The organism is Gymnodinialimonas phycosphaerae, assembly GCF_019195455.1.
In the GTDB taxonomy this organism is placed as follows: domain Bacteria; phylum Pseudomonadota; class Alphaproteobacteria; order Rhodobacterales; family Rhodobacteraceae; genus Gymnodinialimonas; species Gymnodinialimonas phycosphaerae.
The window spans coordinates 3,349,439-3,361,755 of the sequence record NZ_JAIMBW010000001.1 but is presented as its reverse complement, the minus strand read 5'-3'; the positions used below and the strand labels follow the sequence as shown (position 1 = coordinate 3,361,755).

Here is a 12,317-nt window from a genome sequence, read left to right as displayed (position 1 = left end):
CGCGCTACGCATTCAGGCTGTCCAATACGCCACCGGCCACCCGCGCCGTGTCCTTCCAGGTCGGCAGCTTCGAGCCCGCGCGCAGGGCAATCCGCGCCATGCGACCGCGCAGGGCCTTGTCCGTCAGCACGCGGCCCAAGGCGCCCGAAAGCTCTCCCACATTGTCCGACGCCACCAAAATGCCCGCACCCTTCGGCACCGTGTCCGGCACGGCCCCCGTGGCGCAAGAGATGATCGGAAGCCCCCAGGCCAGCGCTTCGTCAAAAACCATGCCATACCCCTCGTACCGGGTGGCCAGTGCGAAGACGGAGGCCGTCGCATAGAGGCCATCCAGCACGTCCTGCGGCACCCGACCCATCAGCGTCATTCGATCCGACAGGGCAAGATCCTCCACCATACGCGCCAAAAGCGCGGCGTGCTCTGCATTGTGGACCCCGCCGACAATCGCCGCGCGCCACGGCAAGTCCCGCAACTCAGCCAAGGCGTTCAACAGCACGTCATGTCCCTTGCGGGGATGTTGCAGGCCGACGGACAGGATCAGCGGCGGATCAACGGGCGAGGGTGTCCCGCCTTTCACATCGGTTCCCGGCTGCGCGATCGTGATTTTCGCGCCAGGGACGCCGTAATCATCCCGCAAGATCCGCGCCGTATGGGGGCTGGGGACAAGGACGTGCCGCGCCAAGGCCAGGTTGGCCTTTTCGGTTCGGAACAAATGCATGCGCTGCGCCGTGGCAAGTCCCGTTTCCAGCGCCAGCGGATGGTGGATCATCGCCACGATCGGGGCGCGCACGCGGGCAAGACCCTCGGTCGCGATGGAGCCATAAACCAACCCGTCGAGGATCAGCGCGCGGGCGGGGTCCAGTGCCACCAGCTGAGTGACCGCGTCGTTCATGTCGGTGTCCGACGGATCCGGGAAGGAGGCCGCCAGTTGCACGTGCGCCACGTCATGGCCAAGGGCGCGCAACTCTTCCAGCAGCCGCCGCTCGTAGATGTAGCCGCCCGTTACCGTGTCGATGTCGCCGGGGATCGCAAACGCCGCTTGCCTCATGCCAATTGCTCCGGCGCATAGCGGCCAAGTACGCGGCGCTCTAGCCAACCGACACCCGCGTAGCCAAGCGACGAGAGAAGGGCCACCAGAACCACCGAACTCCATAACATGTCGTAGTCCGATTGCGAGGCCGACAGGGCCATCAGGCTGCCGATGCCGTTGCCCGTGGCCAACCACTCCACCACCGTCACGGCAAGGACCGAGGCCGGAACGTTCATCCGCGCGGCGGCGAAGAACGCGGGCAGCATCGCGGGGATGCGGACGCGGATCAACACGTCCCAGGGGCTTGCGGCATAGCTGCGCATGACGTCGATCACCCGCCCCGGCGCTTGGCGCAACCCGTGCAGGCAGGCCACAAAGGTTGGGAAAAACACCATGATCGCGACCAGGACGATGGTTCCCACCGCCCCGCGCCCCGCGACCAAAACGACCAGCGGCGCGGTCGTGATGATCGGCACAGAGCGCAGCGCAATCGCCAGCGGCATGGCGGTTCCCGCCATTCTGGGCACAACCACAAGAAGCATCGCAAGGACCGCGCCCGCCCCAAGCCCAGCGGCGTAGCCAGGCAGCAGGAACACCGCCGTTTCGCCCAAGGCAGTCCCCAATGTCGCCCGTGTCAGCGCGGCGTCATGCGCCAGAAAAAGCGCGTCAAAGATTTCCACCGGTCCCTTGGCGAAAAACGGGCTGACGCCAAGGACCTGCAAACCGCCCCACCACATCGCCAGAAGCGCCAGCATCACGCCCGCCAGTGTGACCAACGCGTTGCCCTGCCGTCCGACCTTTGGCGGTGCCAGGATCACCGGCGGCTCTTCTCGCAGCGCCTTGCGTGCGATCCAGCCAATCGCCGCATACCCCAGCACGGCGACCGCAGTCGCCACGGTGGCCAAGGCCCATGTCATCTCGACGTTCATCCCCCGCATCGCGCGGATCGTCAGAACGCCCATTCCCCGCTCGGCGCCCGTGAACTCTCCGACCATGGCGCCCAGAAAGGCGGCGGGCGCAGCAATCTGAAGGCCCGCCACGAAATACGGCAGCGCCGCCATCGCCCGCACATGGACCAACGTCGCCAAGCGACCGCGGCCATAGCTGTGCACCAGATCCAGCCAGCCCGCAGGCAACGCGCGCAAGCCCACCAGCAAAGGGATGAGCGTCGTATAGTAGACCGCCAGCGCCGCCAGCACGATCTGAGGGCCATCACCGGGGCCGAAGACGACCCGCAGGATCGGCCCCGTGGCCACCAGCGGCAAGCAAAAGACGACGAGGGCCAAGCCCCGCACCATCGCATCGCAACGGGGAAGGACCGTCGCGATCGTGGCCAACAGGACGGCGGCAAGGTTGCCGATGACAAATCCTGCCAGCGCGTTCGCCAACGTCTCGGACAATGCGCGGGTCATCAGGGCCGCGTTTTCGATAAGGTAGCCGAGGATCGCTGAGGGCGCCGCCAGCACGAATGCATCGGCCCATGCGCGTGCTAGCAATTCCCAAAGCAGCACCGCCAGCACCGGACCCAACCAGGGAACCCGCCGCGGGGCCGCCATGGAAGTCATTGCGCCGCCTTGGGCATCGTCTCGGCCATGCCGTCCGAAAGGGCGGCGAAGACGTTCTCCACGATTTGCGTGAATGCCGGCCCACGCCGCATCTCAGACCGTCGGGGGCGCGGCAGGTCCACGGCGATATCCGCCACGATCCGGGCCGGGCGCGGCGACAGGACAACAACGCGGTCGCACAGCATCACCGCCTCACTCACCGAATGCGTCACCAGCACTGTCGTGGTCCCGCGCGCCTCCCATATTCCGGGCAGGTCATGGGCGAGTTGCTGGCGGGTCAACTCATCCACAGCGCCAAAGGGCTCATCCAGCAACAACAGGCCCGGTCGTGTCGCAAGGGCCCGCGCCATCGCCGCGCGTTGGCGCATGCCGCCCGACAGCTCTGCCGGGCGCGTGTCCGCGAACCCCGAGAGGCCGACGAGGTGAATCAATTGATCGACTTCCGCCGCGTCCACCTTTCGACGCGCCAAGGACAACGCCAGCTCGATATTACCCCGCACAGATCGCCACGGCAGCAGCGACGGATCCTGGAACGCCACGGACAGCCCGGCCTTTTTCAGCGTTTCCGAAGGTGGCCCGCCGCCAATGGTGATCGACCCGCCCGTTGGCGCCTCCAGCCCCGCGATCATCCGCAACACCGTCGACTTGCCGCAACCCGACGGCCCGACCAGCGCGGTGGTCTGGCCCGCGTGAAACGTCAGGTCCATCGGACGCACCGCCTCCAATCGGCCGGGGTAGGTCTTCGACAACCCTTTGCAGATGACCTCGGATGATCGGGAGGACGACATCGCTTACCCGTGAACCTCTTCGAGGATCGAGCGGTCCCAGAGGTCCGCAGTCACGTTGCGGTCCAGAAGCGCCAAGGTCTCGATATTCGCGGCAACGGTCTCATCGGTCCACCAGCCGAAGCCGTTGGCGTCGGTGAGGTCCGAGAACATCAACGGCACTTGCCGTTCTGCCTGCAACAGCTGGGTATCGCGGTCGAGGCCTGCGTCAGGGAACATGCTTAGCGTCAGGTCCGTGGCGGCCTCGGTATCGGCGCGGTACGCATTCCACCCGGCAACTTCGCCCGCCATCAGCGCCACGATCTCGGCCCTGCGGTTGGCGAGGCTGTCGTCGGTCGCGATATAGGTCTGCGAGTGGACGGCATAGCCGTGATCGGCCAGCAGCATCGTGGTGTTATCGATCCCCTGTACGGTCAGGGCGACGGGCAGGTCGGTTTCCCAGCTGAGCAGGCAATCGACCTCTCCGGCGACCAGGGGCTGCGGAGAATACTGGGTCGGCACCACCTCGATCGCGTCGAAATCCACGTCGTTCAAAGTGCAGAGCGCCCGCAACACGGGCGTATTGGCCAAAGCCATGCCGATGCGCTTGCCTTCCAGATCAGCGGGCACATTCACCGGGTTCGCAGTCAGCGAGGTGATGGCGAAGGGATTGTTCTGCATCGCCACCCCGATGATCTTGAACGGCGCGCCCTCGGCCACGGCGGCGGCGGTGTAGTCCGCTGCCGAAATTCCCACCAGAGCGGTGCCTGCCACGACCGGAGGCTCCACCGGCGCGTTCGGGCCGCCGGGCAGCAGTGACACCTCAAGCCCGGCGTCGCGCCACAGGCCGCGATCCAACGCGATATAGCTGCCCGCGAATTGCGTTGAATGCAGCCATGACAGCTGTAGGGCGACCTGCGACTGCGCAAGCGCCATTCGGGGCGCGAGGCTGAATGCGCCAAGCGCCGCGGCGCTGCTGGCAAGGGCGTGGCGGCGGGTAATGCTTCTGGATCGGGTCATCTGGATTGGTACTCCGTCGAAATCTAGACTGCGTTGTTAACGATTTAGCTCACCTGCGTCCAAACACAGGTGCGTTTGGTCGCATCCATGTCAGAAGGAGGCCGGGCACGACTGTGGATAGAAACACGAGGCCGAAGGCGACGCTGACGGCCAGTCCTTCACTCATCGAGGCACCGACAAGGGGGAATAGGACGGTTGCCGCTCCCTCACGCAGGCCCCAGCCACTTATCGAAAGCGGCAAGACCATGGCGATCAGGATCAACGGAACCAAAGAGATGGCCGCAAGGGGCGGCACCGCAACGCCAAGGGCCATGCCGCAAAAGCCGAAGGCGGCGATATTGCAGAGCGCCGTGCAAAAGCTCAGGCTCATTTGTTGTGGCAAGACCTCTCTCGCCAGAACCGCGTGACGAAAGCTTTGGATCGACTGCCCAAGGCCGGTCGGGGCAGGGGCCTGCATCCACAGACCAAGCACGACGATGACCAGCGTTGCGGCGCCAAGGGCCACCGGCACGATCAGCCATAGCGGCCATGTCATCCCGGTCGGGACGAACAACGCCAGGACCAACCCAAACGCCAGGACCGCCAGTAATCCCATCTGCCCGGCCAACCGTTCGAACACCACGGCCTGGCCCGAGGCTATCAGCCCCGCCTGCGCCCGCGCCCGCACTGCTCGGCTCGCGTCACCAACGACGCCGCCGGGCAAGGACTGGTTCACCACCTGGCTCAGGTAGTATTCCCGCAGCGCCTCAGGCACCGGGATCACGATCCCCAACCGTGCCGCCGTAAGCCGCCATCGCAGCGCCGACAGGACGGTTTGCACCGTCAACGCCAGCGCCGCTGCCACAAGCCACCGAGGATCCGCCGATTGCAGCAAGCCAAGCGCCGCGCGCCAGTCGACGGCGCGCCAGAGTAGCCAGACGATCACCGCCAGCACCAAGGCTTGCACCGCTCGGAGCAGCCAGTTGGGAAATACGCGTCGTGTCACTCGGCCCCCCTTTGGTGCGGCGCATCGGCAAAGGCTCGGATCACGATATCACGGACCGCGTCCATCGGCACAACGGGTGTCTCTTCCCCCGGCAAAAGACCGCCACCGGGCGCAATCTCGCTGAGGGCGGCGACAAGATGTTCCGGCCCGATCACGTGAACGGGGACCTCTCGGCGTTCGTCGAGACCGATAAATGACGCTGCCTGATGGTCGCCGATGACCACCATCAACGGCGGGTCTTCCGCGTGGAGGATGGCGTATTCGAACACCGCTTGCAGGGCGTAATCCACGGCGAGGCGATACTGGAAACGCACCCTCTCGCGGTCCCGCCACACGACCTCGGGCGTATCGCCGGAAGCCGCGACCTCATTGAACACCGTGCCGTCGCCGATGTCCTCCCACGGCAGGATCTGGGGCACCGGCACCCATGGCGCATGGGACGAAATCAGCGCCACCTGCGCGAACAGATGTCTGGGGTCACTGCCGTTGCGCAGCAAACGGTCCATCGCGGACAGCGTGAACTGATCGGGCATCGTGACCCAGTTGAAGGGCAGGCCCGCATAGCCGATGTCTTCGAACGCCACGATCTCTTCGAACCCCATGAACGCGGCCTCGGGCCAGTCCAGCGTGATCTGGGGCATCACCGCCGCCGTGCGCAGACCCGCGTTGGCGGCGTGGTGAAACAGTGTCTCTCGGCCGCTGGCCAAGGCCGCCCGATAGCTCACCTGGTTATCGATCCACATCCCGTTGGACACCGTCGAATGCGCCAACCAGCTTTGTCCACCATGGGTCGGCGAGCCGAGGAACCCGGACTGAACACCAAGGCCAAGGTCCCGCAGGCGGGTGCCGTAGGCGGCCAGTGTCTCGCGGTGCAGTTCCGCGTAGTAGGGCGTGTCATGGCTGGTGCGCCCATAGCTTTCGACGAAGATGATCAGAACGTCGCGGTCGACGGCAGTGAACAGCCCCTCTGCATCGGTGAACGGGTCATTGGACACGTCCTCGCGGAAGGTGCGAAGCTCGGCCAACGTGCGGCGCGCCAGGTCCACCCGCTCGACCCCGACACGGGCCGTGAAGGCGGTGCCCGGTGGTGTCAGGGGCAGAGTCCAGCGGCCCATGGTCTGGCCGACCTCTCCGATCACAAGCCCGGTGGCAAGAACTGCTGCAACCGCTGCAACGCCCATGCCCAGGGTGCGCAGCTTGACCCGGGACCACACGCCCGTCGCCCACCAGATCAGCCCCGCCAAGACGCCCGCCGCCAAGACGCCGCCAACCAGCACCAAGCCGGTCAGGATGGGTCCAAGCGTGCCCGACAGCAACCGGATCAATGCCTCGATCAGCGGCAGGTCGGCCACCGGGTTGAAGCCCCGGGACAGCGCGTTGAAGCTGACGAAATCAGCGGTCTTGAGGACGACGATCACGGTCAGCACAAGCATCAGGGCCGCGCGAACCCAGCGCGTCAAACGCGTCTCCCCCAGCGCGATCATGGCCAGAAGGATCGCGGGCAACTCCAGCGGGAACAGCCAAAGCGCGCCCCATGTCATGGCGCCGGGATGGTTGGGTTGGATCAGCACAAGGTGCAGGATCAGCGCTGCCGCGATGAACCTCACACCCGTGCCTCCCGCAGCACGCGCACGTCCAGCCAGAACGACCAGACCAGCGCAACGGCGGCAAGGCCCACGCATAGGCTTGCAAGGAGGGGCGCGACGGGTGGAAGCAATGCCAGAAGCAGGGCGGCGATCTGCACGACGCAAACGACCTTGCGGCTGAACCGCTCTGGCAATGCGCCATTCAGCCAAGGAAAGGGAACTTGCGCGGCCCAGAAAATGTAGCGTGGCAAGCCAAGGATGATCACGTAGGCCCCGACTGACCCGCTTTGCCACGCCAGAAGCGCGAGAAGCAGGGCCAGGAGCGAGTCGACCTCCATATCGAAGCGAGCCCCAAAGGCGGAGGCCCGCCCCTCGCGCCGCGCCAGCCAACCGTCAACGCCATCCAGCGCGAATGCCAAGAGCGCCACCCAAAACATCGCCCAATCGGGCGGGTGGGACGCAACCAGCGCGGCGCAAAGGACGGACACCAACGTCAACCGCAGGATCGTCGCGACGTTGCACAGGCCGATGACGCGGTGGGGGAAACTTGCGGCCAATCCGGCCAAGGCAACCGCCATGGCAACGGCATATAGGGCAAGACCCGCCATCACCGCAGGGAGGTCCGCGATCAACGCCCACGCCAATCCGCCGGTGATACCGAAACCCACCAGCCCTACGCCCACGAACTGAACCGATACGCCAGGCAGCGTCACTGTTGTGCCCGTGGACTTGTTGGAGATCGCCATGAGTTGCTTTGCCCGTTCCGACCTTGTTCGCGTGAAGGATCTCAACTTAAAATGTCCCATCAGACGGGAACGGCAACTCTTAACCGACATGAGGGGCTGCGGAAAATGACATTTGCGATACCTTGCGTGTCATAGGGAAGCCCCCATCAAAGGCCAGCGCCAATCTGTCAACTTTGATTGACATTTCAGCCTCCGCGCCTGAGTATCCCTTGGCAAACCGAAAGCCGTCCATGCCAAAAGATAACTTAAAATCAGATGTTTATGCGCCCGCTCTGTCTGGTGCGCCGCGCCTCGGCCTCTGTACTGATTGCGGCATAAGCCGCATGGACGACGGCAAGGCCTGTGGCAAGGCCTGCCAGTTCATCGCGCCGGATTACCCCGCCTCCGAAACCCGCGTTCATGGCCGCATGGCTGATCCCGCCTTGGGGGAAGAGGCCTTCTTCGGCGTCACAACCGCGATGCAACGTGCGCGCCTGACCGTGCCGGCCGACGGCGCGCAGTGGACCGGCATCACCACGGAACTCGCCGCGGACCTGTTGCGGTCGGGCGCTGTTACCGCCGTCCTCGCCGTGGCCCCGGATCCATCCGACCGCTGGAAACCCCTGCCCGTCATCGTCACCAACGCCGAAGACATGGCCCAATGTCGCGGCATGCGCATGGGCTATGCGCCAACGTTGGCCGCGCTGGAACCCGCCATGGAAGCGGGCCACAAGCGCATCGCCATCATCGGCATTCCCTGTCAGGTCTACGCGCTGCGCCAGATCGAACAGGACCTTGGACTGGAGCGTTTGTATGTCATCGGCACGCCCTGCTCCGACAACACGACGACCGAGAATTTTCACCATTTTCTCAGCTTGTTGGACGATGCGCCGCAATCGATCAGCTACCTTGAATTCCGCGCCGACTATAAGGTCGAGCTCCGGTTCGATGATGGCCGCGCCCCCCGGGTGGTGCCGTTCCTGAAGCTGCCGATCTCCAAGCTCAGCCCGGATTTCTTCCCTCTCACCTGCAAGACCTGCGTCGATTACACGAACCGATTGGCCGACATCACGGTGGGTTACATGGGCGGCGATGGCGACCAATGGGTCATCACCCGCAATGCGCGCGGCGCCGAGATGCTTGCCGCGCTTCGCCCCAAGATCACCTATAGCCCCCTGACGGACAAAGGTAAACGCGAGGGCGCCGTCAAAGGCTTCCTCTCCAATACCGAGCGCGCCGCCGGGGGCCTTCCCCTCCGCTCCATGCCCGATTGGCTGCGCCCCCTCGTGTCTTTCCTGCAACCGCGCATCGGCCCCCGTGGACTGGAATTCGCCCGCGCCCGGGTCGAGATGAAGGCGATCGAGACCATCCTCCACCTCCGTCGCACCCATCCGGCGCGGATCAAGAACATGGTGCCCGATCACGTCTGGAACGTGGCCGAACGCTACGGCCTGACGCCGTCGCAAGACGAACGCAAAACGCCTGACTGACCCGCCGCAGGTATATCAATGGTATATCAATTCGTGAAACGCTCCTCCTTTCATCTTGCCAGAAAAACTCCGGGGGTCCGGGGGCTGGCCCCCGGTTGGTCGCCGCGGCGCAAGCGCGGCGAAATCCCTCAAAACCCGACTCCCAAATTGGAACAAAGTGTGAACAAATACACCCATGGGATTCGCAGAGCTCTCCATCACCACCAACTTCACCTTTCTCACGGGCGGCTCCCACCCCGAGGACTACGCGCGCCGTGCGGCCCTTCTCGGCATCGACGCCATCGCCATCGCCGATGAAAACTCCGTCGCCGGCATCGTCCGCGCCTGGTCCGAGCTGCAAAAGATCCAAGCCGAGATCGAGGACGCAAAGGCCGCTGCCAGTGATCCCATCGGCCCTCCGAAACCCGCCCACCTTCCTGACCCGCCACGGGCAAATATCGACCATGTCCCGCGCCTCCTCCCCGCGTCCCGGCTTGTCTTCACCGAGGGTCTTCACATCACCGCCCTACCGCAGAACCGCACGGGGTGGGCCACGCTCTGTCGCCTGCTTTCAACCGGACGTCTGCGCGCCCAAAAAGGTGCCTGCACCCTCCATCTTGACGACCTGCTCGCCCGGCACGAAGGCCTCACACTCCTTCTTCACGCGCCGCAACGCCTCACGAAAGGATGGCTCACGGCCGCCGAACGCCTCACGCCCCTCTCTCCTTTTCTCTGCCTGCAACCTCACTACGACGGCCAGGACGCGGCTCGGCTCAAAGCCCACACCCGCCTTGCCGACACCCTGAACCTGCAAACCGTGGCCTCTGCCCGCCCTCTCATGCACCACGGCTCCCGGCGTCGCCTGACGGATGTGCTCACCTGCATTCGCACCGGCATCAAGGTCGAAGACCTCGGGACCTCGGCCCAAGCCAATGCCGAGCAACGGCTGCGAGGAGAGGCCGAGATGCAGCGCATCTTCAAAGGCCTCGAGGAGGCCGTCGCGCGCAGCGCGGAAATCGCCGAGCGCTGCCAGTTCGACATCGCCAGCTTGCGCTATGAGTACCCTTCCGAAATCACCGAGGATGAAACCGCCGCCGACCGCCTGCGTCGCTTGGCGCTGGAGGGCCTGAGGTGGCGCTATCCCCAAGGCGTGCCGGACCGCGCCACACGACAGCTGAACCACGAACTCACCCTGATCGCCAAACTGGGCTACGAGCCCTATTTCCTGACCGTCAACGACATCGTCGCTTTCGCCCGCTCCCGTGGGATCCTATGCCAAGGACGGGGCTCTGCGGCCAATTCCATCACCTGTTACGCCTTGGGCGTCACCTCCGTGTCGCCCGAGATCGGCACCATGGTGTTCGAGCGGTTCGTGTCCGAAGCCCGCAATGAGCCGCCGGACATCGACGTCGATTTCGAGCACGAGCGCCGCGAGGAGGTGATCCAGCATATCTACGAGCGCTACGGCCGCCACCGCGCGGGTCTTTGTGCGACCGTGATCCACTACCGGGGCAAACGGGCGGTGCGCGAGGTGGGCCGCGCCATGGGATTGAGCGAAGACATCCTCTCGGCCCTGTCGTCGCAGATCTGGGGCAGTTGGTCCAAGACCGGCCCCGAGATGGAGCGGATGCGCGAGATTGGCCTTGATCCGAAAAGCCCGCGCCTCGCCAAGACCATCAAGCTTATCGAAGAGATTATCGGATTCCCTCGCCACCTCAGCCAACACGTCGGTGGCTTCGTGATTACCGAAGGGCGGCTGGATGAGTTGGTCCCGATCGAGAACGCCTCCATGGATGACCGCACCGTCATCTGTTGGGACAAGGACGATATTGACGCGCTGGGGATCCTGAAGGTCGATGTGCTGGCACTGGGGATGCTGACCTGCATCCGCAAGGCGTTCGACTTGTTGAAAACCCACCATCAGACCAACTACACGCTGGCCACCCTGCCGCCCGAGGACCCGGCGGTCTACGACATGCTGTGCAACGCCGACAGTCTTGGTGTGTTCCAGGTGGAAAGCCGCGCCCAGATGAACTTCCTGCCCCGGATGCGGCCGCGTTGCTTCTATGATCTGGTGATCCAGGTCGCCATCATCCGCCCCGGCCCGATACAAGGCGACATGGTGCATCCATTCATCCGGCGCAGGAACGGAGAGGAAGCGGTCAGCTTTCCCTCCGACGCCTTGGGTCGCGTCCTCGGCAAGACCCTCGGCGTGCCGCTGTTCCAGGAACAGGCGATGCAGATCGCCATTACCGGCGCGGGCTTCTCGCCCGAGGAAGCCGATCGCCTGCGTCGCGCGCTGGCGACGTTCAAAAAGCATGGGAACGTCAGCGAGATGCGCACCCGCTTCCTGCGTGGCATGCGCGACAACGGCTATGACGACGATTTCGCCCAGCGCTGCTTCAGCCAAATCGAAGGATTTGGCGCCTACGGCTTCCCCGAATCCCATGCCGCCTCTTTCGCCCTGCTGGTCTATGCCTCGAGCTGGATCAAACGCCACCACCCCGGCATCTTCGCCTGCGCGCTGCTGAACTCCCAGCCCATGGGCTTCTACGCGCCCGCACAGATCGTGCGGGACGCGCGCGAGCATGGTGTGGAAGTGCGGCCAGTCTGTATCAACCACTCCGGCTGGGACAACATCATGGAACGGACGGAGAAAGGGGACCTCGTCCTTCGCCTCGGGTTCCGACAGATCAAGAGCATCCGTGAGGAGGAGGCTGATTGGCTCACCGCCGCGCGGGGCAACGGGTATACGTCCGTGGAAGATGTCTGGCGGAGGGCCGGGGTGAACGCGGCGATCCTGGCGACCCTGGCCGAGGCGGATGCCTTCGCATCCCTCGGCATTGCGCGGCGCGATGCCCTTTGGGCCGCCCGCGCGCTGGCGCCAAAAAAAGAGCTGCCGCTGTTCAGGGGGGATCTGGACGGCGAGGGGATCATGGAGCCGTCGGTGCATTTGCCCCAAATGACGGAGGGGGAGAACGTGGTGGAGGATTACATCTCTCTCCGCCTGACGTTACGGTCCCACCCCCTGGCGCTGATCCGAGACCGGCTTAGTCCAGAGATCGACCCAAGATTGCTCACACCGCCTACGCCGGGCGCGAAATCTCTTTCAAGAGATTTGCAAAAGCCTTGAAAGGCTTTTGGCGCGCCCAAAAGGCGCGCACCAGCTTTTT

9 protein-coding genes are annotated in these 12,317 nt (G+C 64.7%); 2 read left to right on the top strand and 7 right to left on the bottom strand.

The genetic code is table 11. The features are described from left to right. Positions 1-4: 4 nt before the first annotated feature. The 7 genes from KUL25_RS16625 to KUL25_RS16595 are packed head-to-tail and all read right to left on the bottom strand — an operon-like array spanning position 5 to position 7,696. The gene (locus KUL25_RS16625; RefSeq protein ID WP_257893941.1) at positions 5-1,048 is read right to left on the bottom strand and encodes a glycosyltransferase family 4 protein; all 1,044 of its coding nucleotides are present in this window, start codon (positions 1,046-1,048) and stop codon (positions 5-7) included. After that, entirely contained in the window at positions 1,045-2,586 is a 1,542-nt protein-coding gene (locus KUL25_RS16620; protein ID WP_427854449.1) for an ABC transporter permease, read from the bottom strand. The genes KUL25_RS16625 and KUL25_RS16620 overlap by 4 nt, the downstream gene beginning before the upstream one ends. A 5-nt stretch (positions 2,587-2,591) precedes the next feature. Continuing rightward, positions 2,592-3,383, bottom strand: coding sequence for an ABC transporter ATP-binding protein (locus KUL25_RS16615; RefSeq protein WP_257893939.1), 792 nt, complete (start codon positions 3,381-3,383; stop codon positions 2,592-2,594). Positions 3,384-3,386: 3 nt separating this feature from the next. Next, complete coding sequence (locus KUL25_RS16610) at positions 3,387-4,379, bottom strand: ABC transporter substrate-binding protein (RefSeq protein ID WP_257893938.1); 993 nt, start codon at positions 4,377-4,379, stop codon at positions 3,387-3,389. A gap of 49 nt (positions 4,380-4,428) precedes the next feature. Then, positions 4,429-5,364: a lysylphosphatidylglycerol synthase transmembrane domain-containing protein gene (locus KUL25_RS16605; RefSeq protein ID WP_257893937.1), complete on the bottom strand. Its 936-nt coding sequence runs from the start codon at positions 5,362-5,364 to the stop codon at positions 4,429-4,431. Next, complete coding sequence (locus KUL25_RS16600) at positions 5,361-6,971, bottom strand: alkaline phosphatase family protein (RefSeq protein ID WP_257893936.1); 1,611 nt, start codon at positions 6,969-6,971, stop codon at positions 5,361-5,363. The genes KUL25_RS16605 and KUL25_RS16600 overlap by 4 nt, the downstream gene beginning before the upstream one ends. Next, positions 6,968-7,696 carry a CDP-alcohol phosphatidyltransferase family protein gene (locus tag KUL25_RS16595; RefSeq protein WP_257893935.1) on the bottom strand — a complete coding sequence of 243 codons (729 nt, stop codon included), beginning with the start codon at positions 7,694-7,696 and terminating at the stop codon, positions 6,968-6,970. Before KUL25_RS16595 ends, KUL25_RS16600 begins: the two co-directional genes overlap by 4 nt. A 230-nt stretch (positions 7,697-7,926) precedes the next feature. On the opposite strand from KUL25_RS16595, the gene KUL25_RS16590 reads away from it, so the two are divergent. Further along, positions 7,927-9,165, top strand: a complete 1,239-nt coding sequence (locus KUL25_RS16590; protein ID WP_257893934.1) for a Coenzyme F420 hydrogenase/dehydrogenase, beta subunit C-terminal domain — start codon at positions 7,927-7,929, stop codon at positions 9,163-9,165. Positions 9,166-9,340: 175 nt separating this feature from the next. After that, positions 9,341-12,277: an error-prone DNA polymerase gene (locus KUL25_RS16585; RefSeq protein WP_257893933.1), complete on the top strand. Its 2,937-nt coding sequence runs from the start codon at positions 9,341-9,343 to the stop codon at positions 12,275-12,277. The last annotated feature ends 40 nt before the right edge of the window (positions 12,278-12,317 follow it).

Coding starts and splice junctions, on each gene's coding strand:
- KUL25_RS16590 (WP_257893934.1), top strand. CDS start 7,927: ATGCCAAAAGATAACTTAAAATCAGATGTTTATGCGCCCGCTCTGTCT.
- KUL25_RS16620 (WP_427854449.1), bottom strand. CDS start 2,586: ATGGCGGCCCCGCGGCGGGTTCCCTGGTTGGGTCCGGTGCTGGCGGTG.
- KUL25_RS16615 (WP_257893939.1), bottom strand. CDS start 3,383: ATGTCGTCCTCCCGATCATCCGAGGTCATCTGCAAAGGGTTGTCGAAG.
- KUL25_RS16610 (WP_257893938.1), bottom strand. CDS start 4,379: ATGACCCGATCCAGAAGCATTACCCGCCGCCACGCCCTTGCCAGCAGC.
- KUL25_RS16595 (WP_257893935.1), bottom strand. CDS start 7,696: ATGGCGATCTCCAACAAGTCCACGGGCACAACAGTGACGCTGCCTGGC.
- KUL25_RS16585 (WP_257893933.1), top strand. CDS start 9,341: ATGGGATTCGCAGAGCTCTCCATCACCACCAACTTCACCTTTCTCACG.
- KUL25_RS16625 (WP_257893941.1), bottom strand. CDS start 1,048: ATGAGGCAAGCGGCGTTTGCGATCCCCGGCGACATCGACACGGTAACG.